Origin of the sequence: Aeromicrobium flavum, assembly GCF_007992115.1 — a bacterium.
GTDB lineage: Bacteria > Actinomycetota > Actinomycetes > Propionibacteriales > Nocardioidaceae > Aeromicrobium > Aeromicrobium flavum.
In genome coordinates, this window is the sequence record NZ_BJZQ01000012.1 from 56,287 (window position 1) to 80,850 (window position 24,564).

Annotated in this window: 25 protein-coding genes; 19 read left to right on the forward strand and 6 right to left on the reverse strand. The window is 71.4% G+C overall.

Annotated elements, in window-relative coordinates; genetic code table 11:
- The first annotated feature begins 46 nt into the window (after window positions 1–46).
- Window positions 47–1,180 carry a TolB-like translocation protein gene (locus AFL01nite_RS11305; RefSeq protein ID WP_146827784.1) on the forward strand — a complete coding sequence of 378 codons (1,134 nt, stop codon included), beginning with the start codon at window positions 47–49 and terminating at the stop codon, window positions 1,178–1,180.
- 129 nt (window positions 1,181–1,309) lie between these two features.
- On the opposite strand, the gene AFL01nite_RS11310 is transcribed toward AFL01nite_RS11305, so the two are convergent.
- A complete protein-coding gene (locus tag AFL01nite_RS11310) occupies window positions 1,310–1,717 on the reverse strand; it encodes a DUF4439 domain-containing protein (protein WP_146827785.1) in 408 nt (135 codons plus the stop codon).
- Window positions 1,714–2,127: a hypothetical protein gene (locus tag AFL01nite_RS11315; protein ID WP_146827786.1), complete on the reverse strand. Its 414-nt coding sequence runs from the start codon at window positions 2,125–2,127 to the stop codon at window positions 1,714–1,716. The genes AFL01nite_RS11310 and AFL01nite_RS11315 overlap by 4 nt, the downstream gene beginning before the upstream one ends.
- A gap of 73 nt (window positions 2,128–2,200) precedes the next feature.
- Between AFL01nite_RS11315 and rimP the strand changes: the two genes are divergently transcribed.
- The 9 genes from rimP (at window position 2,201) to AFL01nite_RS11360 (ending at window position 11,023) form a co-directional block, all read left to right on the forward strand.
- Window positions 2,201–2,665, forward strand: coding sequence for a ribosome maturation factor RimP (gene rimP, locus AFL01nite_RS11320; protein ID WP_146827787.1), 465 nt, complete (start codon window positions 2,201–2,203; stop codon window positions 2,663–2,665).
- A complete protein-coding gene (nusA, locus tag AFL01nite_RS11325) occupies window positions 2,665–3,693 on the forward strand; it encodes a transcription termination factor NusA (protein WP_146827788.1) in 1,029 nt (342 codons plus the stop codon). Before rimP ends, nusA begins: the two co-directional genes overlap by 1 nt.
- 17 nt (window positions 3,694–3,710) lie before the next feature.
- On the forward strand, window positions 3,711–3,983 hold the full coding sequence (locus AFL01nite_RS11330) for a YlxR family protein (protein WP_146827789.1): 273 nt from the start codon (window positions 3,711–3,713) through the stop codon (window positions 3,981–3,983).
- Between the two features lie 143 nt (window positions 3,984–4,126).
- Window positions 4,127–6,949 (forward strand): translation initiation factor IF-2, encoded by a 2,823-nt coding sequence (gene infB, locus AFL01nite_RS11335; RefSeq protein ID WP_146827790.1) that lies wholly within the window; start codon window positions 4,127–4,129, stop codon window positions 6,947–6,949.
- A gap of 2 nt (window positions 6,950–6,951) precedes the next feature.
- Window positions 6,952–7,392: a 30S ribosome-binding factor RbfA gene (rbfA, locus tag AFL01nite_RS11340; RefSeq protein ID WP_146827791.1), complete on the forward strand. Its 441-nt coding sequence runs from the start codon at window positions 6,952–6,954 to the stop codon at window positions 7,390–7,392.
- Window positions 7,382–8,269 carry a tRNA pseudouridine(55) synthase TruB gene (gene truB / locus AFL01nite_RS11345; RefSeq protein ID WP_146827792.1) on the forward strand — a complete coding sequence of 296 codons (888 nt, stop codon included), beginning with the start codon at window positions 7,382–7,384 and terminating at the stop codon, window positions 8,267–8,269. The genes rbfA and truB overlap by 11 nt, the downstream gene beginning before the upstream one ends.
- A gap of 20 nt (window positions 8,270–8,289) precedes the next feature.
- Window positions 8,290–9,528 (forward strand): phospholipase D-like domain-containing protein, encoded by a 1,239-nt coding sequence (locus AFL01nite_RS11350; RefSeq protein WP_146827793.1) that lies wholly within the window; start codon window positions 8,290–8,292, stop codon window positions 9,526–9,528.
- A gap of 212 nt (window positions 9,529–9,740) precedes the next feature.
- Window positions 9,741–10,163, forward strand: coding sequence for a hypothetical protein (locus tag AFL01nite_RS11355; protein ID WP_146827794.1), 423 nt, complete (start codon window positions 9,741–9,743; stop codon window positions 10,161–10,163).
- Window positions 10,163–11,023 carry a serine/threonine-protein kinase gene (locus tag AFL01nite_RS11360; protein ID WP_146827795.1) on the forward strand — a complete coding sequence of 287 codons (861 nt, stop codon included), beginning with the start codon at window positions 10,163–10,165 and terminating at the stop codon, window positions 11,021–11,023. The genes AFL01nite_RS11355 and AFL01nite_RS11360 overlap by 1 nt, the downstream gene beginning before the upstream one ends.
- Here AFL01nite_RS11360 and AFL01nite_RS11365 read toward each other — a convergent pair whose 3' ends face one another.
- The 4 genes from AFL01nite_RS11365 to AFL01nite_RS11380 are packed head-to-tail and all read right to left on the reverse strand — an operon-like array spanning window position 11,024 to window position 13,992.
- Window positions 11,024–11,683, reverse strand: a complete 660-nt coding sequence (locus AFL01nite_RS11365; RefSeq protein WP_146827796.1) for a response regulator transcription factor — start codon at window positions 11,681–11,683, stop codon at window positions 11,024–11,026. It abuts the gene before it with no gap.
- A 1-nt stretch (window position 11,684) separates the two neighbouring features.
- Entirely contained in the window at window positions 11,685–13,064 is a 1,380-nt protein-coding gene (locus AFL01nite_RS11370; RefSeq protein ID WP_146827797.1) for a sensor histidine kinase, read from the reverse strand.
- A gap of 27 nt (window positions 13,065–13,091) precedes the next feature.
- Complete coding sequence (locus AFL01nite_RS11375; protein ID WP_146827798.1) at window positions 13,092–13,448, reverse strand: hypothetical protein; 357 nt, start codon at window positions 13,446–13,448, stop codon at window positions 13,092–13,094.
- A gap of 4 nt (window positions 13,449–13,452) precedes the next feature.
- Window positions 13,453–13,992 (reverse strand): Lrp/AsnC family transcriptional regulator, encoded by a 540-nt coding sequence (locus AFL01nite_RS11380; RefSeq protein ID WP_146827799.1) that lies wholly within the window; start codon window positions 13,990–13,992, stop codon window positions 13,453–13,455.
- 118 nt (window positions 13,993–14,110) lie between these two features.
- Here AFL01nite_RS11380 and hppD point away from each other — a divergent pair, with 118 nt between their 5' ends.
- The 9 genes from hppD (at window position 14,111) to AFL01nite_RS11425 (ending at window position 24,556) form a co-directional block, all read left to right on the forward strand.
- Window positions 14,111–15,310, forward strand: coding sequence for a 4-hydroxyphenylpyruvate dioxygenase (gene hppD / locus AFL01nite_RS11385; protein ID WP_146827800.1), 1,200 nt, complete (start codon window positions 14,111–14,113; stop codon window positions 15,308–15,310).
- A gap of 15 nt (window positions 15,311–15,325) precedes the next feature.
- Window positions 15,326–16,504: a homogentisate 1,2-dioxygenase gene (locus tag AFL01nite_RS11390; RefSeq protein ID WP_146827801.1), complete on the forward strand. Its 1,179-nt coding sequence runs from the start codon at window positions 15,326–15,328 to the stop codon at window positions 16,502–16,504.
- Window positions 16,501–17,190 carry a hypothetical protein gene (locus tag AFL01nite_RS11395; protein WP_146827802.1) on the forward strand — a complete coding sequence of 230 codons (690 nt, stop codon included), beginning with the start codon at window positions 16,501–16,503 and terminating at the stop codon, window positions 17,188–17,190. The genes AFL01nite_RS11390 and AFL01nite_RS11395 overlap by 4 nt, the downstream gene beginning before the upstream one ends.
- Window positions 17,187–18,335, forward strand: a complete 1,149-nt coding sequence (gene fahA / locus AFL01nite_RS11400; protein WP_146827803.1) for a fumarylacetoacetase — start codon at window positions 17,187–17,189, stop codon at window positions 18,333–18,335. The genes AFL01nite_RS11395 and fahA overlap by 4 nt, the downstream gene beginning before the upstream one ends.
- Before the next feature lie 21 nt (window positions 18,336–18,356).
- Window positions 18,357–19,241 (forward strand): phenylalanine 4-monooxygenase, encoded by an 885-nt coding sequence (locus tag AFL01nite_RS11405; RefSeq protein ID WP_146827804.1) that lies wholly within the window; start codon window positions 18,357–18,359, stop codon window positions 19,239–19,241.
- Between the two features lie 33 nt (window positions 19,242–19,274).
- Complete coding sequence (locus AFL01nite_RS11410) at window positions 19,275–20,210, forward strand: bifunctional riboflavin kinase/FAD synthetase (RefSeq protein WP_246119693.1); 936 nt, start codon at window positions 19,275–19,277, stop codon at window positions 20,208–20,210.
- Between the two features lie 157 nt (window positions 20,211–20,367).
- Complete coding sequence (gene rpsO, locus AFL01nite_RS11415) at window positions 20,368–20,631, forward strand: 30S ribosomal protein S15 (RefSeq protein WP_146827843.1); 264 nt, start codon at window positions 20,368–20,370, stop codon at window positions 20,629–20,631.
- 240 nt (window positions 20,632–20,871) lie between these two features.
- Window positions 20,872–23,103, forward strand: coding sequence for a polyribonucleotide nucleotidyltransferase (locus AFL01nite_RS11420; protein WP_146827805.1), 2,232 nt, complete (start codon window positions 20,872–20,874; stop codon window positions 23,101–23,103).
- A gap of 166 nt (window positions 23,104–23,269) precedes the next feature.
- Window positions 23,270–24,556 carry an ABC transporter substrate-binding protein gene (locus AFL01nite_RS11425; RefSeq protein WP_146827806.1) on the forward strand — a complete coding sequence of 429 codons (1,287 nt, stop codon included), beginning with the start codon at window positions 23,270–23,272 and terminating at the stop codon, window positions 24,554–24,556.
- Window positions 24,557–24,564: the final 8 nt, after the last annotated feature.

Consider the following 24,564-nt stretch of genomic DNA (forward strand, 5'->3'; position numbering starts at 1 on the left):
ACACATCTCGCGTGCGTGGGATTGACAGCCCCCGGACGATGGATCGGTGAAGCGACTCGCCGCCGTCCTGCTCGTGCTCACGCTCGCGGGCGCCTGCACGACGAAGGTTGAACCAGGCGCTACGGGCCCCACAGTGCTGACGATCAACGACGCGACGCCGGTGCTGACGGTGGGGGAGGACTACGACGTCGTCACCCGGGTCCCCGCGGAACTCGACGGGCGCGCCGCCTCGCTCGTGGGGTGGACCACCGATGGCACGGAGATCCACCAGCGTCACGCGCACAGCGCCGACGGCGACGCGACGGGCGGCGACCCGTATGCAGTGGCTCTCGTGGCGCGCGATCCGAGGACGGGCCGCACCACGGTGCTCTCGGACCGCGCGCGGCGCCAGGGCCCGGTGGCGCGCGACCGGCTCCCCGGGAACGCGCTCCAGATACTGTCGGCCGTGGTCGAGCGTGACCTCGTCGTCTGGATCGAGGCGCGGAGCACCCGCATGTCCGGCAACCTGTACGTCCGCGACATGGCCACCGGCGTCGAGCGACGTCTCGTCCGCTCGGTCGCCCGCGCGGACGCGTCGCCCGTCATCCACGACGGTCATGTGTACTTCGTCGGGGTGGATGGGGACGATCTCGACGCGGCGCCCGCGAGGACCTCGGTGTACCGGGTGCCGGCCGACGGCTCGGGCGAGCCGAAGCCCGTGGCGCCGGGCGCGTCCGCGGTGTTCGGCGACAGGTCGCCGGTCCCGAGCACGCCCAAGGACGTGCTCACGGTGGCCTTCGCCGATCGCGTCGTGGACTGGGACGTCGAGCGGGGCGCCGAAGGTGAGATCGACGGCACGGAGCTGGCGGCCGACTGCGGCGCTTCGGCCGGCGAGGGCGTCAGGGTCGTCTGCGCCGGGTCGCCACAGGAGCTGACGATCGACACGGGCGACGAGCGCTTCGTGGTCGAGGGTGCCCGAGGGAGGTTCGCCTGGCCGCAGGCGAACGGCCGATGGGTGATGTTCACGGTCGACGACGACAGCCGCCAGACCCAGTACGTGTTCGACCTCGAGCGCGAGAAGCTGCTGCAGGTGCCCGCGACCCGGAACCTGCGAGGCCTGCACACCCGCTCGTTCTCCCTGGCCGTGCTCGGCAGCTGGGAGCCCGACGCGACCGAGCCCGTGATCGAACTCCGTCGCTGACCTGCGCTCCGCCTCCGGCGGACCAGATGTGTAGCGCTCTCCACCCGGAAACCCTGGATCTGACGAGAATCGAGTGGGTACCGCGACACATCTCGCGTGCGGAGGCGCGAGCAGCGGGACCGGGCGCGGTCAGTCCAGGCCGGGGAACGGCTCGGGGGCGGCGCCCCAGCGCACCTGCGCCAGTGCGGCGGTCCGGAGGCCGCGCACGGCTCGGTCGCGGGCCTTCTCGGTGGTCTCGGGCACGAGACGGACGCACGCGGCGGCGATCCGCGACTCGACGTCCTGCACGAGCACGCGGCCCGCGGCGGCATCGCGAGGGTCGGGCACGTCGTAGGCCGCGGCGGTGCCGACGGGCCGACCGCCGAGTGACGTGACGACGGCGCGGAGCCGGTCGCGCGTCGTGCGATGCGCGGCCAGCTCCTTCCGCGCGGCGTCGGCGAGATCGGGGAAGCGGGCGCCCACGAGTCCCAGGACCCAGATCGCCTCGTGCTCCAGGGCCAGCCAGCGCTGCGTGAGACGCAGCTCGATGTCGCTCATGCCAGCGTCTCCGCCTGCGCGAGACCGGCCGCGAGGGACGCCAGCACCTGAGCGAACTCGGGGGAGATCGCCGCACGCGCGTCGGTGGCCCGGTGGCCGGCCGCGGTCCGCAGGGACCGGGCGAGGTCGCCGGTGGCGGTGCGTGACCCGGGGATGGCTCCCAGCTGCTCGAGCTGAGCGCTGAGCAGGTCGACCACGGGGGCGTTGCCGGTGCCGCGGGCGACCGCCAGCACGCGCTGCTGGTCGTCGACCACGGCCTTCATCAGCGACGTGTCCTCGGGGCGGGGGAGGTGCTTCGGCTTCGCCCCCACCGCGCGCAGGGCGTCGTCGAACGTGTCGGTGGCGAACAGCCCGGCCAGCGCCACCGCGGTGCCGCCGGCGGCGACCAGGACGACGCGACGGCTGCTCACGACCGCAGACTACCGACCGCACCGGCTTCGGTAAGGTGGGGTCTTCACGGACCACAACTGAAGAGGAGCACCGATGACGACCCCCATCATCGACCGGATCTCGAGTCTTCTCGAGCCCGTCACCTCGTCCCTGGGGCTGGACCTCGACGAGGTCGAGCTGGTGGGCAAGGCCGAGCGTCGTCGCCTCCTCATCGCCGTCGACCGCGACGGCGGCGTCGGCATCGACCAGGTCGCCGAGGCCACGCGTGCCATCTCCGCCGCGCTCGACGAGTCCGACGTGATGGGGGAGTCCCCCTACACGCTCGAGGTCGCGTCGCGCGGCGTCGACCGCCCGCTGGTGTCTCCTCGACACTGGCGGCGCAACGCCGGCCGCGTCGTCGCCGTCGAGCTGGTCGACGGCGAGCGCTTCGAGGCCCGCATCCGCGCCAGCGACGACGCGGGCGTCGACCTGGCCATCCAGGGTGAGGTCACCCGCTTCCCGTACGACGAGATCGTCAAGGCCGTCGTCCAGATCGAGCTGAACCGGAAGGACGTCTGATGGACATCGACATGTCCGCGCTGCGGATGCTGGAGAGCGAGAAGGGGATCAGCGTCGACGTCGTCGTCGACGCGATCGAGACCGCGCTGCTCTCGGCCTATCACAAGACCGCGGGTGCCCAGCAGACCGCGCGGGTCGAGCTCGACCGCAAGACCGGCCACGTCACGGTGTGGGCGCGCGAGCGCCTGACGCCGCCGCCGGCCGAGGACGGCGAGGCGCCCGCTCCGACGCTCTCCGAGGAGTTCGACGACACCCCCGAGGACTTCGGTCGCTTCGCCGCCTCCGTGGCGCGCCAGCTGATCATGCAGCGCATCCGCGACGTCGAGGACGAGAAGAAGTTCGGCGAGTTCTCCGGCCGCGTCGGCGACATCGTCTCCGGCGTCATCCAGCAGGGCCGCTCGCCGGGCGACGTCTTCATCGACCTCGGCACGGTCGAGGCGATCCTGCCGGTCAACGAGCGGGTCCCCGAGGAGCGCTACGCGCACGGCGAGCGGATCAAGGCGTACGTCTACGAGGTCGAGCGCGGCATGCGCGGCCCGCGCGTCAAGCTCTCGCGCACCCACCCCAACCTGGTCAAGCTGCTCTTCGCGCTCGAGTCGCCCGAGATCGCCGACGGCACCGTCGAGATCGCCGCGATCGCCCGCGAGGCCGGTCACCGCACGAAGATCGCCGTGAAGGCCAACGCCGCCGGCGTGAACCCCAAGGGCGCCTGCATCGGCCCGATGGGCCAGCGGGTCCGCGCCGTCATGCACGAGCTGCACGGCGAGAAGATCGACATCGTCGACTTCAGTGAGAACCCGGCCGAGTTCATCGCGTACGCGCTGTCGCCCGCCCAGGTGAAGGGCGTGACGATCGTCGACGAGATGACCCGCTCCGCCCGGGTGATCGTCCCGGACTTCCAGCTCTCCCTGGCCATCGGCAAGGAGGGCCAGAACGCCCGCCTCGCAGCGAAGCTGACCGGTTGGCGCATCGACATCCGGCCCGACACGGCCCCCGTCCCCGACGGCGATTCGTCGTCCTCTCGGTAGAGCCGCTAGACTTGTCGATGGTGATTCGTACGTGCGTCGGTTGTCGGCAGCGTGCGGACAAGACCACTCTGGTGAGAGTCGTCGCCGGTCGGGATGCCACGGGATGGACCGTGGAGCCTGATCCCGGCGGATCTCGACCGGGCCGCGGAGCGCACTTGCACCCCGCGGAACGGTGCCTGGAGCTCGCGCTCGACCGGCGAGCGTTCGTCAGGGCCCTTCGTCTCGAAGGTCCCGGCAGCACGGACGCTGTGGCCGACTGGGTACGGGCCGTGGCCGATCAGAGCGCCTGACCACCCTCGTGGCACCGACCGGTGTCACTCGAAACGGAAATCGGAGCACTCGCTCATGAGCACTCGATGAGTACTTACCGATGAGCCTGTACGTCAACTACTGATCCGTGCCTCCTTCGGGGCCGGATCCCTGAAGGAGAAGAGTGGCTGTCAGAGTCCACGAGCTCGCCCGCGAGCTAGGTGTTGAGAGCAAGGTCGTCCTGTCCACCCTCAAGGAGATGGGCGAGTACGTGAAGTCCGCGTCCTCGACCGTCGAGGCGCCTGTCGTGCGCCGCCTCAAGGAGGAGCACGGCGATCGCCTGCTCGAGCAGGGCGCCAAGAAGGCTGCCAGGAAGGCTCCCGCCAAGAAGGCGGACGAGGCCCCGCGGGCTGCCGAGAAGACCCCCGAGTCCACCCCCGCCGCTCCGCCGGCCACCCCGTCGGCCCCCACCGCGCCGAAGCCCGGCCCGGCCCCCACCCCGGCCCCGGCCCCGGAGGCACCCACCCCGGCGCCCGAGGAGTCGCAGGCTCCCGCCCCGGCTCCCGAGGCTCCGGCCGCGGCCGCCGCCGAGACCACGGACGCCCGTCCTGGTCCGGCGCCGACCCGCACCCCGGGCCCTCGTCCCGGTCCCGCCCCGGCTCCGCGTCCCGGCTCTGCCGGTGGCCTGCCCACGGGCGGCTCCGCGGGCTCCGGTGGCCCCCGTCCCGGTCCCCGCACCCCCGCGGCGCGTCCGGGCAACAACCCGTTCTCGTCGAAGCAGGGCATGCAGCAGGACCGCGCACCGCGGCCGCCTGCCGCTCGTGAGGGTGGCGCTCCGGCGCGCCCGGGCATGCCTCGTCCCAACCCGGCGATGATGCCCAAGCAGTCCTCGGTCACGCCCGCCCGTCCCGGCGGACGTCCCGGCCCCGGCGGTCGCGCCGGTGGTCCCGGCGGCCGTCCCGGCGGCGGCGCAGGCCGTCCCGGCGGTGGCGGCGGTGCCGGCGCCCGTCCCGGCGGCTTCAGTGGCCCTCCCGGTGGCGGTCGCCCCGGTGGACCGGGCCGCAACCAGCGCGGAGGCACCCAGGGTGCCTTCGGTCGCGCCGGTGGCCCTGTGCGTCGTGGTCGCAAGAGCAAGCGCGCGAAGCGTCAGGAATTCGACCAGATGCAGGCGCCGTCGATCGGCGGCGTGCGCGTCCGCAAGGGCGACGGCCAGGTCGTGCGCCTGGCGCGTGGCGCCTCGCTGACGGACTTCGCCGACAAGGTCGGAGTCGACGCGGCATCGCTCGTCCAGGTGCTGTTCCACATGGGCGAGATGGTCACCGCGACGCAGTCGGTCAACGACGAGACGCTGCAGCTGCTCGGTGAGGAGCTGAACTACGACGTCCAGGTGGTCTCGCCCGAGGACGAGGACCGCGAGCTGCTCGAGTCCTTCTCGCTGGAGTTCGGCGAGGACGAGGGCGACGAGGCCGATCTCGCGGCGCGCCCGCCGGTCGTCACCGTCATGGGTCACGTCGACCACGGCAAGACGAAGCTGCTCGACGCGCTCCGCAAGGCGAACGTCGCGGCCAAGGAGGCCGGTGGCATCACGCAGTCCATCGGTGCCTACCAGGTCGTCACCGAGGTCGACGGCAACGAGCGTGCGATCACCTTCATCGACACCCCCGGTCACGAGGCGTTCACCGCCATGCGTGCTCGTGGTGCCCAGGCGACCGACATCGCGATCCTCGTCGTCGCGGCGGACGACGGCGTCATGCCCCAGACGGTCGAGGCGCTCAACCACGCCAAGGCCGCCGATGTGCCGGTCGTCGTCGCGGTCAACAAGATCGACAAGGAAGGCGCCGACTCGACCAAGGTCCGCGGCCAGCTGACCGAGTACGGTCTGGTGCCCGAGGAGTACGGCGGCGACACGATGTTCATCGACGTGTCGGCGAAGGCCGAGATCGGTCTCGACGCGCTGCTGGAGGCCATCGTGCTGACGGCGGACGCCGAGCTCGACCTGCGCGCCAACCCGAACCAGCGGGCCGAGGGCCTCGCGATCGAGGCTCACCTCGACCGCGGTCGTGGCCCCGTGGCCACCGTGCTGGTCCAGCGCGGCACGCTGCGCGTCGGCGACTCGCTCGTGGCAGGACCGGCCTTCGGTCGCGTGCGCGCCATGCTCGACGAGTTCGGCGAGAACATCCAGGAGGCGACCCCGTCGCGTCCGGCGCTGGTGCTCGGCCTGACGGCCGTGCCCGGTGCGGGCGACAACTTCATGGTCGTCGAGGACGATCGCCTCGCCCGCCAGATCGCCGAGAAGCGTGAGGCCCGGGAGCGCAACGCGCTGCTGGCCAAGCGCTCGGGTCGCCGCACCCTCGAGGACTTCATGTCCTCGTTGGAGAAGGGCGAGACCGACGAGCTGCTGCTCATCCTCAAGGGTGACGGTGCCGGCTCGGTGGAGGCGCTGGAGGACTCGCTGGCCGGGATCGAGATCGGCGACGAGGTCGCGCTGCGCGTCATCGACCGTGGTGTCGGTGCGATCACCGAGACCGACGTCAACCTGGCGGCCGCGTCCAACGCGGTCATCGTCGGCTACAACGTCCGCCCGCAGGGCAAGGCGACGGAGCTGGCGGACCGCGAGGGCGTCGAGATCAAGTACTACTCGGTGATCTACCAGGCGATCGACGAGATCGAGGCGGCCCTCAAGGGCATGCTCAAGCCGATCTACGAGGAGCAGCAGCTCGGTACCGCCGAGATCCGCGACCTGTTCAAGTCGAGCAAGGTCAAGGGCGGCAACATCGCCGGCTGCATGGTCACGAGTGGCTCGATCCGCCGCAATGCGAAGGTTCGCATCGTGCGCGACGGCTCGGTCGTGGCCGACAACCTCGACGTCCTGTCGCTGCGTCGCGAGAAGGACGACGCGTCCGAGGTCCGCGAGGGCTTCGAGTGCGGTGTCGTGGTCTCGTACTCCGATGTCAAGGTCGGCGACGTGATCGAGGCCTTCGAGCTGGTCGAGAAGAAGCGGGACTGATCGTGGCCAGTCCACGTCAGGCCAAGAAGTCCGACCGGATTAAGGAGATCGTCGCGACGATGCTCGAGCGGCGGGTCAGGGACCCGCGGCTCGGCTTCGTCACGATCACCGATGTGCGGCTGACCGGCGACGGTCAGCACGCGTCGATCTTCTACACGGTCATGGGCGGTGAGACGGCCCGGGCGGACACCGCCGCGGCGCTGGTCAGCGCCACGGGACTGATCCGCTCCGAGGTCGGCAAGCAGCTCGGTGCCCGGCACACCCCGTCGCTGGAGTTCTTCCTGGACTCCGTGCCCGAGACGGCGCGCGAGATCGAGGAGTTGCTGGCGAAGGCCCGCGAGTCCGACGCGCGCGTCGCCGAGCAGGCCCAGGGTGCCGCGTACGCGGGCGAACCCGACCCGTACAAGGCCCGCGAGGACGACGAGGAGCCCGGTGACGACTGAGTCACCGGGCCCCGGCTCCGGCCTCGTCGTCGTCGACAAGCCGTCCGACTGGACGTCGCACGACGTCGTCGCGCGGGTCCGCCGGCTGGCGGGCACGCGCAAGGTCGGGCATGCCGGCACGCTCGACCCGATGGCCACCGGCGTGCTGGTGGTCGGGGTCAACCGGGCCACCCGGCTGCTCGGCCACGTGGCCGGCGCGGACAAGGAGTACCTCGCGACGATCGCGCTCGGCGCGACCACCGTCACCGACGACGCGCAGGGGGACGAGACCGGCTCCGCCGACGCCTCGTCCCTCGGCGCGGAGGCGGTGCGCGAGGCCATGCTGCCGCTGACCGGCGCGATCGACCAGGTGCCGTCCGCGGTGTCGGCGATCAAGGTCGACGGCAAGCGCTCGTACGCCCGGGTGCGCTCGGGCGAGCAGGTCGAGCTCAAGGCGCGCCGCGTCGAGGTCGCCACGTTCGAGCTGATCTCCTTCACGCCCGGCGTGCGCGCCGAGGCGCAGGTGCGGGTCGAGTGCTCCAGCGGCACGTACGTGCGCGCGCTGGCGCGTGACCTCGGTGCCGCACTCGGCGTCGGCGGTCATCTGACCAGCCTGCGGCGCACGCGCGTCGGCCGGTTCGGTCTCGAGCAGGCGCGCACGCTCGACCAGCTGGCCGAGTCCTTCGACATGGTCGGCCTCGACGTCGCGGCCCGCGCCTCGTTCGCTCCGGTCGACCTGACGCAGGAGCAGGCGCAGGCGGTGCGGTTCGGTCGGGCCCTGCCCGACCTCGTGGTGCCCGAGGGTCGTCCGGTGGCGGTCTTCGCGCCCGACGGCGCCTTCCTCGCCCTGTACGAAGCCGCCGGTGCCGGGGCGCGCCCGCTCGCGGTCTTCGTCTGAGACGGCCTAGGCTGAGCGCCATGTCGTTCCCGTCGTCACCCCATGGCTGGGTCCGGCGCGTGCTGATCGGCGGCCTGCTGGTGCAGGTCGCGGCCATCGTCTCGCTGATGGTCACCACCTCGATCCGCAAGCGGACGCGTGGCAAGGGCATCCCGCCGCTGCCGCGGGTCGAGGCCGAGCACTTCACCATCGGCGGTGAGAACGAGGTGCAGGTCTACATCTCCGGCGAGGCACTGTTCGACGACATGCTCGCGGCGATCGACGGTGCACGGCACCGGGTCCTGCTGGAGTCCTACATCATCAAGGGCGACGCGATGGGCCGGCGGTTCCGGCAGGCGCTGCGCGACGCGGCCGATCGCGGTGTCGAGGTCTGCGTGATCTATGACGGCTTCGCGAACCTCGTGGTCCCGCCGCGGTTCTACCGCTTCGGGCACGGCGTGAAGATGATGCGGTACCCGATCCTCCCGCGCCGGCTCGCGGTGTTCAGCCCGCGGTCGTGGGGACGCGACCACCGCAAGATCCTCGTCGTCGACGACACGATCGGCTTCGTCGGCGGCTACAACATCGGCAGCCTCTACGCGGACGAGTGGCGCGACACCCACGTCGCGGTCACGGGCCCGGCCGTGTGGGACCTCGAGAACGCGTTCATCGACTTCTGGAACGACGTGCGGCCCACCGAGACGATGGTCGCCATGTCGGAGGCCACGTGGGATCCGCACGTGCGCGCCCACCGCAACGTGCCCCGGCAGCTGATCTATCCGATCCGCGGGATGTACCTCGAGGCGATCGACCGGGCCACGGCCACGATCGAGATCACCCAGGCATACTTCATCCCCGACAAGAACATCCTCGAGGCGCTCGTGGACGCCAGCCGACGCGGTGTGCACGTGCGGATCCTCGTGCCGCGCGTGTCGAACCACGTCGTGGCCGACTTCATCGCCCGCGGGTACTTCGGCCCGATGCTCGAGGCCGGCGTCGAGATCCTGCGCTACCGCCACCACATGGTGCACGCCAAGACGATGACGATCGACGGCGAGTGGTCGACGATCGGCACGGCCAACATCGACCGCCTCAGCCTGACCGGCAACTACGAGATCAACCTCGAGATCCTCGACGAGAAGCTCGCCGCCGGGATGAGCGCCATCTTCGCCCGCGACGCCGACAAGGCCGAGACCCTCGACGCCGCCACCTGGCGCGCCCGCTCCACCATCGCCCGACTCTACGAGGCCCTGCTCCGGCCGTGGCGGCCGCTGGTCTGAAGGCTCCCGCCGAGGGAGCGGTGCGTGTGGTCCCACCGCATCCCGCCGAGCGGTGAGGGTGGTCCCACGCGGGGTCCTCGGGTGGGACCACCCTCACCGCCCTCCGGTGGGGCCCGGGGACGGCGCCCGTTCATGAGAGTCCTCTCATGGAGGTCTCACCCAGGCCTCACGGCCGGCGGCGAGAGTGGAGTCACCAACTTCGAGGAGGACCCATGAACAGCAGCATCCGTACCGGGATCGTGGCGCTGGCCGGAACCGTCGCGTTGACGACGGGCGGAGTCGTCGTGGCGCAGGCCGCGACGGGCAGCTCGCCCGATCCGGCCAAGCGCGAGGACTCGACGAGCAGCGTCGTCTCGACCGTCGTCGACGACGACCCGACCCCGGCCCCGGACCCGACGGCCGGCCCCACCGTCGATCCGACCCAGAACACCGTCAACACCACGGTGTCGCGGCAGACCGTGGCCGCTGCCGGCCAGCAGGCCGACGACCCGACCGCCAACACGGTCCAGTCGCGCCAGACCGTGCAGTCGCGCGCCTCAAAGCAGTCGAAGGCCAGCGCGCCGAGCCGCAAGTCCGCGCAGACGGTGAAGTCGGCCCCGAGCCGCCGGTCCGCGCCCAGCACGAACGGCCGCTGATGCCGCAGAACCCCGACCCCGAGGCCCCGGCGGCGCAGCTGCCGCCGGGGCTCCTCGGCATCGCCGAGCTCGGCGGGGGACTGCACCACGAGGTCTGGCTCGCGTACGACGAGACGAGGCTGGCGCCCGTGGTGGTCAAGGTCCTCCGCGCCGAGCTGGTCGACGACGCCGACGCGATCGCCGGGACCCTGCGCGAGATCGAGGTCCTGTCGCAGCTGGCGCACCCGTCGATCGTGCGGCTCTACGACTACGACGACGAGGCCGAGCGGCCGTACCTGGTGCTGGAGCACCTCGACGGCCCCACGCTGTCGGCGCTCATCTTCCGCGACGGTCCGGTGCAGCTGCACCAGCTGCTGCCGCTCGCCCTCGAGCTGGCCGGGAGCATCCACCACCTGCACTCACGCGGACTGGTGCACCTGGACGTCAAGCCGAGCAACGTCATCATGGGCGCGCCGGCGAAGCTCATCGACCTGAGCCTCGCGCTCGACTTCGAGACGGCTGCGTCGCTGGACCAACCCGTCGGCAGCGACGAGTACATGCCGCCGGAGCAGTGCGACCCGGTGGCCCACGGCCCGATCGGCCCCGCCAGCGACGTGTGGTCGATCGGCGCGAGCCTCTACCGAGCCGCGGTGGGCCATCGGGCCTGGCGGTTCACCGCCGAGGACCGCTGGCCCCAGCTGACCACCGCGCCGGCGCCGATGCCGGACTTCGTCCCCGCTCCGGTCCGCGACCTCGTCATGGACTGCCTGGCGTTCGACCCGGCCGACCGGCCGTCCACCACCGAGCTCGTCGAGCGGATCGAGCCGCTGCTGGCGTCGCTGCCCGCCGCGCGCCTGTCGGGCTTCAGCCTGCGGCGCTGATCACTCGACGCGGTAGCCGATGCCGCGGACGGTGGTGACGAGACCGGCGCCGAGCTTCTTGCGCAGGTAGCCCACGTACACGTCCACGACGTTGGAGCCGGGGTCGAAGTCGTAGCCCCACACGTGGGACAGCAGCTGCTCGCGGGACAGCGCCTGCCCGCGGTGGCGCAACAGCACCTCGGCGAGCGCGAACTCGCGCGCGGACAGGTCGACCTCCCGGTCGCCGACGTAGGCGCGGCGGCTGCGGACGTCGAGCCGCACGGACCCGGCCGCGAGGTCCTCGTTGACGATCGTCTCGCCCGTCGTGCGCAGCCGCAGCCGGACCCGCGCCACCAACTCGGCGAAGCGGAACGGCTTGCTCATGTAGTCGGCGGCGCCGCCCTCGAGCGCGGCCACCGTGTCGGTCACGGAGTCCCGCGCCGTCAGGACGATGACGGGCAGCGGCGACTTCTCCTCGCGCAGCCGCTCCAGCACCGTGAACCCGTCCATCCCGGGCAGGCCGATGTCGAGCACGATGAGGTCGAACTCGCCGCTGAGCGCGTAGTCCAGACCCGTGACGCCGTCGGCCACCACGGTGGGCGCGAACCCCTCGGCACGCAGGCCCTTCGCGATGAAGGACGCGATGCGCTCCTCGTCCTCGACCACCAGGATCCGGCTCATGTCACCGATCCTCCACGATCGGCAGGCGCAGGCGGAAGACGGCCCCGGAGCCCGGGGGAGACTCATCGAGCACGACCGCTCCGCCGTGCGCCTCGGCGATCGCGCTGACGATCGACAGGCCCAGGCCGAACCCGTCGTGCGACCCGGTGGTGGTGAACCGGTCGAAGATCTCGGCCCGCAGCTCGGCCGGGACGCCCGGCCCGTCGTCGGCCACCCAGAACTCGACCACTCCGCCGGCCGCGCTCGATCCGATGGTGATCGTGTCGCCGTCCTGCGTGTGCCGGACCGCGTTGTCGGCGAACTGCAGCATCGCCTGGGTGATGCGCTGACCGTCCAGGAGGGCCTCGCCCGAGGCGGCCAGGTCCGTGCGCCAGTCGCGATCGGCCAGCGCGCGGCAGCGCGCGATGACGCCCTGGCCGAGCACCTCCAGGTCGACCGGCTCCAGCCGGACGAAGTCGGGGCGGCGCGCCTTCGCCAGCACCAGCAGTTCGTCGACGAGCCGCGACATCCGGTCGATCTCGTCGAGCAGCAGCGCCTTGGTCTCGAGGACGTCCTCGGGGTCGCGCTCGGACATGACCTCGATGTGCCCCCGGAGCACCGTGAGGGGGGTGCGCAGCTCGTGCCCGGCGTCGTCGAGCATCCGCCGCTGGGTCGCGAACGCCGCCTCCAGTCGGTCGAGCATCGCGTTGAACGTGATCTGCAGGTCGGTGAGGTCGTCGTGGCCGGTGACCTCCAGCCGCTCGTCCAGGGAGCCGGCGCTGATGTCGCGGGCCGTGTGGCGCAGCCGGGTCAGGGGAGCGAGCAGACGCCCGGCCAGCCAGGAGGAGGCGGCGACGACGATGACGAGGGACAGCAGGCCGACGAGGGCGTAGGTCGTCAGCAGGTCGGTCAGGCGCTCCTGCGCCAGCGTCCGGTTGCGGCTGACGACGAGCGCGGCCGTCTGGTCGCCCTGCCGCACCGTCAGGACGCCGACCCGGTACCGCCGACCCCCGGACTCGAACGTGCGCATGCCGCCGGTGGTCCGCAGGTCCCGCACGAGTGCCGTGAACCGCGGTGAGTCGAGCAGGTTCCGGTCGGAGTTGCCGATGTACTGCGGGCTGCCCGTTGCGGGGAACGCCCACACGACCTCGCCGTTGTCGGGCAGCGTGCGGGCCAGGAACGCCTCGAGCCGGGCGTCGGCGCCGATCTGCTCGTCCGCTCCGAAGGACGCCCGGAACTCGGCGAACTCCTGGGTGATCGCGGCGTCGATGCCCTGGTCGATGCGGCGCGACTCGACGACCCACATCGTGATCCCTGCGGCGAGCAGGGTCGCACCCACCAGCGCGGCGATGGCGACGATCAGTCGGCTGCGGACCGAGAAGCTGCCCCAGCGACGCCTCACCGTCGTCCGGTCCGTCGTGGGCAGTGGTCAGTCATCGTCCGGGCCATCGTCGTCCTCGCCGACCCGTCGGTCGTCATCCTCCTCGTGGTCGTCGTCGTCCTCGTCGACCGGCCGGGGGCGCGGCTTCACCTGCGTGGGCTGGGTGGGCGCCGGGGTGGTCGGACGCGCGGTGGGCGGGGTGGTCGGCGGGGTCGCTGCGGGCGAGGCCGGGGGAGCGGTGGCGGTCGGGCCGCCCGACCGGGTCAGCCCGGCGGGACTGATGACCACGGGCTCGACGGTTCCGTCCGAGCCGTCGGCGGGCAGGAGCCGGTCGACCAGGAGGCCACCCAGCACGAGCACGAGCGCTGCGACGACCGCGATCGTGAGCAGGGGACGGGGGCGCATGCCCTCATTCTCCCTGCTGGGAGGCCGATCCGGATGAGCGGTCGATGAGAGTTCGGCGGAAGGCGGGCGCACGCGGCGGTGGGTCGGCGGCGCCCTTGTGCAACATCGGCAGCACCCGCGTCGGCACGAGCTCGGAAAGCACGATCACGCTGCTGGTGCGCGCGACCGACCCCGAGCGGCTGATGTGCAGCAGCGTGTCCTTGAGGTCCTCGTGCGAGGTGGCGGCGATCTTGCAGACGATGTCGGCGTCGCCGCTGGTGATGAAGGCCTCGAGCACGTTCGGCAGGGAGTCGAGCTCGGCGGTGACGGCGTCGATGGAGCCCTGCACGATCTGCAGCGTGACGAACGCCTGCACCGGGTGGCCCGCGGCGGCGAGGTTGATGTCGGGGGCGTAGCCGGTGACGACGCCCGACTCCTCGAGCTTGCGCAGCCGCGACTGGACCGTCGCGCGAGCCACCCCCAGCAGGCGCGACAGCTCCAGGTCTCCGACGCGGGGATGGGTGTGCATCGCCTCGATGAGCGCGACGTCGAGTCGGTCCAACATGCACCGAGCCTAGCAATCTGGACAGTTCGGCACCGGAGTTCGTGGTCGGAATGACTACCCTGACCACCTCGCACCGGCGCGGTTGCCCACCGACGCCAACGGGTGTGTCCTGCATCACATGAGCCTCGACCTCACCGATGCCGAACGCCTCGCCCACCTCGACCTGAGCCAGCTGCAGCAGCTCGTCGGCCTCGTCGAGCACGACGCGACCACCGACCCGTTCCCGGTGACCGGGTGGGACGCGATCGTGTGGGACGTCGGCAACGCGACGCAGTCCGCCCACTTCTTCATGTCCGCCTACGCGATGGACCTGGTCGCGTACTCGGGCCCCGTGACGGGCAACCGCGACCACCATGCCTACGTCCTGGTCAGCGGTGCGGTGCGGTTCGTCCTGCGCGGCGGCGTCGACCCCGACAGCCCGGTGATGGACCACCACCGCCGGCACGGCGACGGCATCGTCGACATCGCGCTCGAGGTGCCGGACGTCGACGCCTGCATCAGGCACGCCCGCGAGCAGGGGGCGACGATCCTCGAGGAGCCGCACGACGTCAGCGACGAGCACGGCACCGTGCGCCGGGCCGCGATCGGCGCGTACGGCGAGACCCGGCACACCCTCGTCGACCGCAGTCGGTACTCCGGCCCGTACCTGCCCGGCTACGTGGAGCGCTCGTCCACGATCACGCGACCGGAGGGGGCGCCGAAGCGGATCTTCCAGGCGCTCGACCACGTGGTCGGCAACGTCGAGCTGGGCCGCATGGACGCGTGGGTCGACTTCTACCACCGGGTGATGGGCTTCACGAACATGGCCGAGTTCGTCGGCGACGACATCGCCACCGAGTACAGCGCCCTGATGAGCAAGGTCGTCGCCAGCGGCAACCATCGGGTCAAGTTTCCCCTGAACGAGCCGGCGATCGGGAAGAAGAAGTCGCAGATCGACGAGTACCTGGAGTTCTACGGCGGCCCCGGCGCCCAGCACCTGGCGCTCGCGACGAACGACATCCTCGCGACGGTCGACTGGCTGCGGGACGCGGGCATCGAGTTCCTCGACACCCCCGACTCCTACTACACCGACCCGCAGCTGCGGGAGCGGATCGGCGAGGTGCGCGTGCCGATCGAGGAGCTCCAGCGCCGGGGGATCCTGGTCGACCGCGACGAGGACGGCTACCTGCTGCAGATCTTCACCAAGCCCGTCGGCGACCGGCCCACGGTGTTCTTCGAGCTGATCGAGCGGCACGGGTCGCTCGGCTTCGGCAAGGGCAACTTCCAGGCGCTGTTCGAGGCGATCGAGCGCGAGCAGGCGCGACGTGGCAACTTCTGAGTCCGGGAGGCCCTGATGGCCCACTACCGCAGCATGGGGCGGGTCCCGCCGAAGCGGCACACCCAGCACCGGGCGGCCGACGGGTCGCTCTACCGCGAGGAGCTGATGGGCGAGGAGGGCTTCAGCTCGGACTCGTCGCTGCTCTACCACGTGGGCGTGCCCTCGGCGATCGTCGAGGCGCGCACCTGGCAGCTGCCCGATCGGGCCACGACCCCCAACGAGCCGCTGCTGCCGCGGCACCTGAGGCTGCACGACCTCTTCGACGACGCCGACCGCGACCTCGTCACCGGGCGTCGGCTCGTGCTCGGCAACGCCGACGTGCGCCTCTCGTACGTGGTGGGCGCCCGCCCGTCGCCGCTCTACCGCAACGCCACCGGCGACGAGTGCGTGTTCATCGAGGCCGGCCGCGGTGTCCTCGAGACGGTCTTCGGGCACCTCCCGTTCGGCCCGGGGGACTACCTGGTGGTCCCGCGCGCCACGACGCACCGGTGGGTCCCGCAGGGCGACGTCCGGGCGTACTGCATCGAGGCGAACAGCCACATCGGGCCGCCGAAGCGCTATCTCTCGCGCTTCGGCCAGCTGCTCGAGCACGCGCCGTACTGCGAGCGTGACCTGCGCGGGCCCGGTGAGCCCGAGGTGCGCGACGAGACCGACGTCGAGGTGCTCGTGCTGCACCGCGGCTCCGGCCCGTCGGGCCTGGCCGGGTCCGTCCACGTCGTGCCGCGGCACCCGTTCGACGTCGTCGGCTGGGACGGCTGCCTCTACCCGTACGCGTTCAACGTCGCCGACTTCGAGCCGATCACGGGGCGTGTGCACCAGCCGCCCCCGGTGCACCAGGTGTTCGAGGGCACCAACTTCGTCGTCTGCAACTTCGTGCCGCGCAAGGTCGACTACCACCCGCTGGCGATCCCGGTGCCGTACTACCACTCGAACGTCGACTCCGACGAGATCATGTTCTACGTCGACGGCGACTACGAGGCGCGCAAGGGATCCGGGATCGGCAAGGGCTCGGTCTCGGTGCACCCGGGCGGACACTCGCACGGACCGCAGCCGTCGGCGATCGAGGCGAGCCTGGGCGCGGAGTCGTTCGACGAGCTGGCGGTCATGGTCGACACCTTCCGGCCGCTCGAGTTGGGCGAGGGCGGCCGAGCCGTCGACGACGGGGTCTACCACCGCTCCTGGGGGCGGGCATGACGACGGCCTTCGCGCGGCTCTTCGACGACGCGGCCATGTTCCCGCCGGGCAACGCGCCGGTCGACGTGGCCGTGAAGGCCCACCTCGGCCGCGACAGCGACCTGGTCGGCCCCTTGGTCTGCGACCTGGCGCGGGTGCCCGCGGTCATCGCCGAGGCGACCGAGCCGCTCGGGATCGCGGTGGTCGGCCGGGTCGAGGACGTGGTCCCGGCACTGGGCCTCGTGGCGGGGTCGCCGGTGTCGGTCGCGTCCGCCGAGATCCTCGGACCGGTCCGTGCGCTCGCCGGCCTGCCCGTCCGGCCGGTCGCGGTGGAGATGCCGTGGGGCGACGGCCTCGGCGTCCCGGACGACGCCGTGCTCAAGCTGCGGTGCGGGGGAGACCACGTGCCGACGGTCGACGAGCTGGCCGCGGCGATCCGGCACTGCGTGGAGCACGACCAGCCGTTCAAGCTGACCGCCGGACTGCACGCCGCGATCGCACACGACGGGGCCCACGGGTTCGTCAACGTGATGGCGGCGGTCGTCGCGGCGATGCGCGGCGACGACCCCGCACCGGTGCTGACCGCGGCGGCGGACCGGCTCGACCTCGCATCGCTGGGCGAGTCGCGGCGGCTGCTCCGGTCGATCGGCACGTGCGACCTCGACGAGCCGCTCGCCGGCCTGCGCGGACTCGGGCTGATCGCATGACCGACTTCGACCCGGGCACCCTGCCCTACTGCAGCTTCACGGCTCCCGACGTGGACGGGCCGCGCGTGGGCGTCGGGATCGGCGAGGGCGTGCTCGACCTGACAGAGCTCGCGCCGACGCTGGTGCCGGACCACGCGCTCCTGTTCGCCGAGGGCAGCCTCGACCGGTTCCTCGCCGCGGGCCCCGACGCGTGGGCCGCGGTGCGAGCAGCCCTCCTCGAGCACGTCCGCGGCGCACCGGCGGCGAGGCCCGTGGCCGAGGTCGACCTCCGCCTGCCGTTCGCGGTGGCCGACTACGTCGACTTCTACGCCTCGCGGCACCACGCCACGAACGTCGGGCGGATCTTCCGGCCGGACGGCGATCCGCTGACGCCCAACTGGGACCACCTGCCGATCGGGTACCACGGGCGCGCGGGCACGGTCGTCGTCTCCGGCACGCCGGTGCACCGTCCGTCCGGCCAGCTGCGGTCGGCCGACGGCTCGATCGGCTTCGGCCCGAGCGCCAGGCTCGACGTCGAGGCCGAGGTCGGGTTCGTCGTGGGCGCCGGGTCGACCCTCGGCCGCCCGGTCGGGGTGGAGGCGTTCGCCGAGCACGTCTTCGGCGTCTGCGTCGTGAACGACTGGTCGGCCCGCGACATCCAGGCGTGGGAGTACGTGCCGCTCGGCCCGTTCCTGGGCAAGTCCTTCGCGACGTCCGTCTCGCCGTGGATCGTGCCCTGGGCGGCACTCGCCGACGCGCACGTGGACCCGCCGGAGCCGAAGGTCGACCTGCAGGAGTACCTGCGTCCGCCCGGCCCCGGACTCGACCTCGAGCTGACGATCGCGATCAACGGCTCGGTCGTCTCGCACCCGCCGTTCGCGACGATGGCGTGGACGCCCGCGCAGATGCTCGCGCACCTGACGGTCAACGGGGCGTCGTTGCGGCCGGGCGACCTGTTCGCCTCCGGCACGGTCAGCGGCCCCGAGACCGGCCAGCTGGGCTCGCTGCTCGAGCTCACGTGGAACGGGACGAGACCGCTCGCCCTGGACGACGGGACCGAGCGCGGCTTCCTCGCCGACGGGGACACCGTGACCATCTCCGCCGCGGCCCGGACCCGCGACGGCCGACTGCTGCCCCTGGGCGAGGTCGAAGGACACGTGGTCTGACGACCACGGGGGAGGAGTGACATGTTCGAGGAAGGCCAATACTTCGCGCCCGTCGTGAAGAAGGACGACGGCAGCGTCTCGGTCGAGCTGAGCGAGGGGCACCCCGGCCTGCACGACCCGACGTACCGCGAGCGGCGCGACCGCATCGCCACCGCGGCGGCGCAGTGGACGCCCGGCGAGCCACCGCCGGTGATCGACTACACCGACGCCGAGCACGAGGTGTGGCGCGTCGTGTGTGCCGATCTCCACGAGAAGCACCGGACGTACGCGTGCCGGGAGTACCTCGACGGCAAGGAGGCGTTCGGCCTGCCCGACGATCACGTGCCGCAGCTCGCCGACCTGTCGGCGGCCCTCGCGCCGCTCACCGGATTCGCCTACCAGCCGGCGGCGGGACTCGTCCCGCTGCGCGAGTTCTACGGGGCGCTGGCCGACCGCGGGTTCTGGGCCACCCAGTACGTCCGGCACCACTCGGTGCCGCTCTACACGCCCGAGCCCGACGTCCTGCACGAGGTCGTCGGCCACGGCAACACGCTGGCCGACCGTCGGTTCACCGACCTCTACGAGGCGGCCGGCGCGGCGGCGCGGCGCGTCGAGTCCGACGAGGCGCTGCAGTTCGTCAGCAAGGTCTTCTGGTTCACGCTCGAGTTCGGCGTGGTCCACGAGCCCGACGGGTTGAAGGCGTACGGCGCCGGCATCCTGTCGAGCCCCGGCGAGATCGAGGAGTTCCGGCACATGACGATCCGGCCGCTGGACCTGGTCGAGATGGGCACGACGGAGTACGACATCACCCACTACCAGGAGGTGCTGTTCGCGGCGTCGTCGTTCGCGCAGGTCCAGGACGTCGTCGGCGGGTTCTGGGACACGTGCACCGACGACTCGATCGCGGCGATGAGGTCCGCTGCCTGACCCGGTCCGTGGCGCGTGTGGCACAGTGTCGCCGTGGTGATCTGGAAGGCGATGGACGGCGCTCCCGACACGTCGGTGTCCGGCCCGACGGCGGTCACGATCGGCAATTTCGACGGCGTCCACCGGGGCCACCAGTCGCTGCTCGCGGCCACGCGGGCCGCCGCCGGCGACGGCGCGGCCACGGTCGCCATCACCTTCGACCCGCACCCGGTCGCGATCTTCGCGCCGGAGCGCGCCCCGAAGCTGCTCACGACCCTGGAGCGGCGCATCGAGCTGCTGCACCAGCACGGCGCCGATCACGTCCGCGTGCTCGACTTCACCGCCGAGATGGCGTCCTGGTCGCCCGACGAGTTCGTCCGCGCCGTGGTGCTCGACCAGTGCCACGCGCGCGCCGTCGTCGTCGGCGACGGGTTCCGGTACGGCAGTCGCGCCTCGGGCTCGATCGAGACGCTCGCCGCGTCGGGGGAGCAGCACGGGTTCACCGCGACCGAGGCCTCGCTCGCGGGCGACGGCGTCGCCTTCTCGTCCACCCGCGTGCGCGAGGCGATCGCGGCCGGGGACGTCGCTCAGGCGGCCGAGGTCCTGGGCCGACCGCACGAGGTGTCCGGCGTCGTCGTCGAGGGCGACCGGCGCGGCCGCGAGCTCGGCTTCCCGACGGCCAACGTCCCGGTCGACGAGTCGTACGCCGTCCCGCCGGACGGGGTCTACGCCGCGTGGGTCGTCCTGCCCGACGGCGCGCGCCTGCCCGCCGCCACCTCGATCGGCACCAATCCCACGTTCGAGGGCGTCACCGACCGGCGCGTCGAGTCCTACGTGATCGACCGCGACGACCTGCACCTCTACGGCTCGCGGATCCGGGTCGAGCTCGTCGCGCGACTGCGCGAGATGGTCGCCTACGACGGCCTCGAGGCCCTGGTCGAGCAGATGCACCGGGACGTCTCGGCGGCCCGCTCCGCGCTGCTGCGTTGAGCGCGCGTGGCGATTAGGAGCGATCACCGGGCCGCTGATACCCTGAGGGTTGCCGTAGATCGGCCACGGACCCAGAGTGCCCCGGTGAACAGGCCCGGGCGCGCCGTGCAACGGACTCCAAGGAGAACACGTGTCGAAGAAGACCGCTGCCCCCACGGTGGCGAACCTGTCGAAGCAGGAGATCATTGACCAGTACGCCACGGGCGAGGGCGACACCGGATCCGCGGAGGTCCAGATCGCGCTGCTCACCGGCCGTATCTCGCACCTGACCGGTCACCTGCAGGAGCACAAGCACGACCACCACAGCCGTCGTGGCCTGCTGCTCCTGGTCGGTCGCCGTCGCCGGCTGCTGAACTACCTGCAGAACGAGGACATCGAGCGCTACCGCTCGCTCATCGAGCGTCTCGGCCTGCGCCGCTGACATCGCGGGCGGTCATCCCCTTGGGGATGGCCGCCCGTTCCGCATCACCCACAACAGCACACGCAACACCCACGACGAGGTCGGCGATTGCTCGGTCCTCGGTAGTGGCCCTCGGAGCGCCACCGGCGACCGCGGGCCTCGATCGAAGACCGGCCCGGCCCGGGTCCGAACGCGGACCGCGCCGGCGCAGCCGCCTCGTCCCGAAACCGCAGGAGAGCATCTCCTGCAGAAGGGACTCACATGTCCGACATCACCACCGTCGAAGCCGTCCTCGACAACGGCCGCTTCGGCACCCGCACCGTCCGCTTCGAGACGGGTCTGCTGGCCCAGCAGGCCGCCGGCTCCGTCGCCGCCTACCTCGACGACGACACGATGCTGCTCTCGGCCACCACGGCCGGCAAGCACCCCAAGGACCACTTCGACTTCTTCCCGCTGACGGTCGACGTCGAGGAGCGCATGTACGCCGCGGGTCGCATCCCCGGCTCGTTCTTCCGTCGTGAGGGCCGCCCCAGCGAGGACGCGATCCTCACCTGCCGCCTGATCGACCGCCCGCTGCGCCCGACCTTCAAGAAGGGCCTGCGCAACGAGGTCCAGGTCGTCATCACGGTCCTGGCGCTCAACCCCGACACCCCGTACGACGTCCTGGCGATCAACGCCGCCTCGGCGTCCACGCAGATCTCCGGCCTGCCGTTCACCGGTCCGATCGGCGCCACCCGCGTTGCCCTGATCGACGGTCAGTGGGTCGCCTTCCCGACGCACAGCCAGCTCGAGGAGGCCGTGTTCGACATGGTCGTCGCGGGCCGGGTCGCGGGCGACGACGTCGCGATCATGATGGTCGAGGCCGAGTCCACCGAGAACACCTGGGAGCTCGTCCAGAGCGGCGTCCAGGCGCCCACCGAGGAGATCGTGGCCGGCGGCCTCGACGCCGCCAAGGGCTTCATCCGCCAGCTGTGCGAGGCCCAGGCCGAGCTCGCGGCCACCGCCGCCAAGCCCGTCCAGGACTTCCCGGTCTTCCTCGACTACGAGGACGACGCCTACGAGGCCGTCCGCGAGATCGCCTCGGCCGACCTGGCCGGCGCGCTCACGATCGTCCGCAAGGCCGACCGTGAGGAGCGCGAGTCCGAGATCAAGGCGAACGTCATCGAGCAGCTCGGCGATCGCTTCGAGGGCCGTGAGAAGGAGCTCGGCGCCGCGCTGCGCTCGCTCACCAAGGAGCTTGTCCGCGAGCGCGTCCTGCGCGACAACGTGCGCATCGACGGTCGTGGCCTGGCCGACATCCGCGCCCTGTCCGCCGAGGTCGGCGTCATCCCGCGCGTCCACGGCTCGGCGCTGTTCCAGCGTGGCGAGACCCAGATCCTGGGCGTCACGACGCTGAACATGCTCGATCTGGAGCAGAAGCTCGACACGCTCTCGCCCGAGACGACGCGTCGCTACATGCACAACTACAACTTCCCGCCGTACTCCACCGGCGAGACCGGTCGCGTGGGCTCGCCCAAGCGTCGCGAGATCGGCCACGGCGCCCTGGCCGGCCGGGCTCTGCTGCCCGTCCTCCCGTCGCGCGCGGAGTTCCCGTACGCGATCCGCCAGGTCTCCGAGGCGCTGAGCTCCAACGGCTCGACGTCCATGGGCTCGGTCTGCGCGTCCACCCTGGGCCTGCTGAACGCCGGTGTGCCGCTGCGCGCCCCGGTCGCCGGCATCGCGATGGGCCTCATCTCCGGTGTGGTCGACGGCGAGCAGAAGTTCGTCACGCTGACCGACATCCTCGGAGCCGAGGACGCCTACGGCGACATGGACTTCAAGGTCGCCGGCACGCGGGAGTTCGTCACCGCCCTGCAGCTCGACACCAAGCTCGACGGCATCCCCGCCGACGTGCTCGCCGGTGCCCTGCAGCAGGCGCACGACGCCCGCCAGACGATCCTCGACGTCATGGCCGAGGCCATCGACGAGCCCGACGAGATGAGCCCCTTCGCTCCGCGGATCATCACGGTGAAGATCCCGGTCGACAAGATCGGCGAGCTCATCGGCCCCAAGGGCAAGATGATCAACCAGATCCAGGACGACACCGGCGCGAAGATCTCGATCGACGACGACGGCACGGTCTTCATCGGCGCCGAGCACGGCGACTCGGCCGAGGCCGCGCGCGCCGCGGTCAACGCGATCGCCAACCCGACGATGCCCGAGGTCGGCGAGCGCTACCTCGGCACCGTCGTCAAGACCGTCGACTTCGGCGCGTTCATCTCGCTGCTGCCGGGCAAGGACGGCCTGCTGCACATCAGCAAGCTGCGCGAGCTCAACGGCGGCCAGCGCGTGAACAACGTCGACGACGTGGTCAAGGTCGGCGACAAGATCCAGGTCGAGATCGCCGAGGTCGGCGACCGCGGCAAGCTCTCGCTGATCCCGGTGGTCGAGACGACCGAGGATGCGGCCGTCGAGACGGCCGAGGAGTCCTCGCAGGAGTCGGCCGACGCCTGATCGATCGCTCGTCACGAAGCCTCGCACCCCTTCGGGTGCGGGGCTTCGTCGTTCCTGGGCACGCATGTGGGAGCGCTCCCAATTTTGTCTTGACGTCGTGCTGTGACGTGAGCCACACTCATGGGAGCGCTCCCATGTCGGGTGGGGGACCGACGGAAGGCATGACGTGAATCGCACACGACAGTTCGCCGCCACACTCACCGCAGCCATCGCCCTGGGCGGACTGGCAGCCTGCGGCGACGGTGGATCGAGCGACGACGGGGAAGACATCACCCTGCGGGTGAACCTGTTCGGCAAGTTCGGGTACACCGAGGCCTACAAGAAGTTCGAGGCGGACCATCCGGGCGTCAAGATCGTCGAGACGGCCGAGGGCGACCTGGGCAAGTACAACACCAAGCTGACCCAGCAGATCGCCGCCGGCGGCGACGCGGGCGACGTCGTGGCGATCGAGGAGGGCCAGACGGTCGCCTTCCTGGCCGCCGCCGACAAGTTCGTCAACCTCCAGGAGAAGGGGGGCGACGACGTCAAGGACCGCTGGCTCCCGTGGGTGTGGGACAAGGCCACGACCGCCGACGGCAAGACCACGATCGGCTACGGGACCGACGTCGGCGGCCTGGCGATGTGCTACCGCCGCGACCTGTTCGAGAAGGCCGGCCTGCCCACCGACCGCGACGAGGTCGGCACGCTCTGGCCCACGTGGGACGAGTTCATCGCGACGGGCAAGAAGTTCCAGTCGGGCATCGGCGGCGACAAGGTCGCGTTCGTCGACTCCTCGACGAACACGTACAACTCGATCCTGATGCAGCAGGGCGACCACACGTACTTCGACAAGGACGACGAGCTGGTCTTCGACAGCAACCCGGCGGTCAAGTCCGCGTGGGACTACGCCGTCGAGATGACCGAGGCCGACCTGTCCGCCCAGCTGAAGGCCTTCAGCGACGAGTGGAACGCCGGGTTCAAGAACGGTTCGTTCGCCACCATCGCGTGCCCGGCGTGGATGACCGGGTACATCAAGGACCAGTCCGGTGAGGGCAACGCGGGCAAGTGGGACATCGCCACGGTGCCCGGTGGTGGCGGCAACTGGGGCGGCTCCTGGCTCGCCGTGCCGAAGTCCGGCAAGCATCAGGAGATGGCGATCGAGCTGATCGACTACCTCAGCGGCGAGGAGGGCCAGATGCTGGCCTTCGAGGCCGAGGGTCGCCTGCCCTCCCTGCCGGCGCTGCACGACAAGCCCGAGCTGAAGGAGGCGACGAACGCCTACTTCAACGACGCTCCGGTCGGCCAGCTGTTCGTGGCCGGTGCGGCCCAGCTCGAGCCGGTCTACCTCGGCACCAAGAACGTCCCCGTCCGCGACGCGGTCGAGAACGCCCTGCGCAGTGTGGAGAACGGTGAGGTTCCGCCCGCGAAGGGCTGGAGCGACGCGAAGGCGGCGGCCACCAAGGCCGCCCGCTGACGCACCCC

Excerpts from the sequence above, each read along its gene's own strand:
- AFL01nite_RS11395 (WP_146827802.1), top strand. The coding sequence starts at position 16,501 with ATGACGACGGCCTTCGCGCGGCTCTTCGACGACGCGGCCATGTTCCCG.
- AFL01nite_RS11330 (WP_146827789.1), top strand. The coding sequence starts at position 3,711 with ATGGTGATTCGTACGTGCGTCGGTTGTCGGCAGCGTGCGGACAAGACC.
- AFL01nite_RS11390 (WP_146827801.1), top strand. The coding sequence starts at position 15,326 with ATGGCCCACTACCGCAGCATGGGGCGGGTCCCGCCGAAGCGGCACACC.
- nusA (WP_146827788.1), top strand. The coding sequence starts at position 2,665 with ATGGACATCGACATGTCCGCGCTGCGGATGCTGGAGAGCGAGAAGGGG.
- AFL01nite_RS11350 (WP_146827793.1), top strand. The coding sequence starts at position 8,290 with ATGTCGTTCCCGTCGTCACCCCATGGCTGGGTCCGGCGCGTGCTGATC.
- AFL01nite_RS11360 (WP_146827795.1), top strand. The coding sequence starts at position 10,163 with ATGCCGCAGAACCCCGACCCCGAGGCCCCGGCGGCGCAGCTGCCGCCG.
- rimP (WP_146827787.1), top strand. The coding sequence starts at position 2,201 with ATGACGACCCCCATCATCGACCGGATCTCGAGTCTTCTCGAGCCCGTC.
- AFL01nite_RS11365 (WP_146827796.1), bottom strand. The coding sequence starts at position 11,683 with ATGAGCCGGATCCTGGTGGTCGAGGACGAGGAGCGCATCGCGTCCTTC.
- hppD (WP_146827800.1), top strand. The coding sequence starts at position 14,111 with ATGAGCCTCGACCTCACCGATGCCGAACGCCTCGCCCACCTCGACCTG.
- AFL01nite_RS11420 (WP_146827805.1), top strand. The coding sequence starts at position 20,872 with ATGTCCGACATCACCACCGTCGAAGCCGTCCTCGACAACGGCCGCTTC.
- fahA (WP_146827803.1), top strand. The coding sequence starts at position 17,187 with ATGACCGACTTCGACCCGGGCACCCTGCCCTACTGCAGCTTCACGGCT.
- AFL01nite_RS11310 (WP_146827785.1), bottom strand. The coding sequence starts at position 1,717 with ATGAGCGACATCGAGCTGCGTCTCACGCAGCGCTGGCTGGCCCTGGAG.
- AFL01nite_RS11355 (WP_146827794.1), top strand. The coding sequence starts at position 9,741 with ATGAACAGCAGCATCCGTACCGGGATCGTGGCGCTGGCCGGAACCGTC.
- AFL01nite_RS11375 (WP_146827798.1), bottom strand. The coding sequence starts at position 13,448 with ATGCGCCCCCGTCCCCTGCTCACGATCGCGGTCGTCGCAGCGCTCGTG.
- AFL01nite_RS11405 (WP_146827804.1), top strand. The coding sequence starts at position 18,357 with ATGTTCGAGGAAGGCCAATACTTCGCGCCCGTCGTGAAGAAGGACGAC.
- AFL01nite_RS11380 (WP_146827799.1), bottom strand. The coding sequence starts at position 13,992 with ATGTTGGACCGACTCGACGTCGCGCTCATCGAGGCGATGCACACCCAT.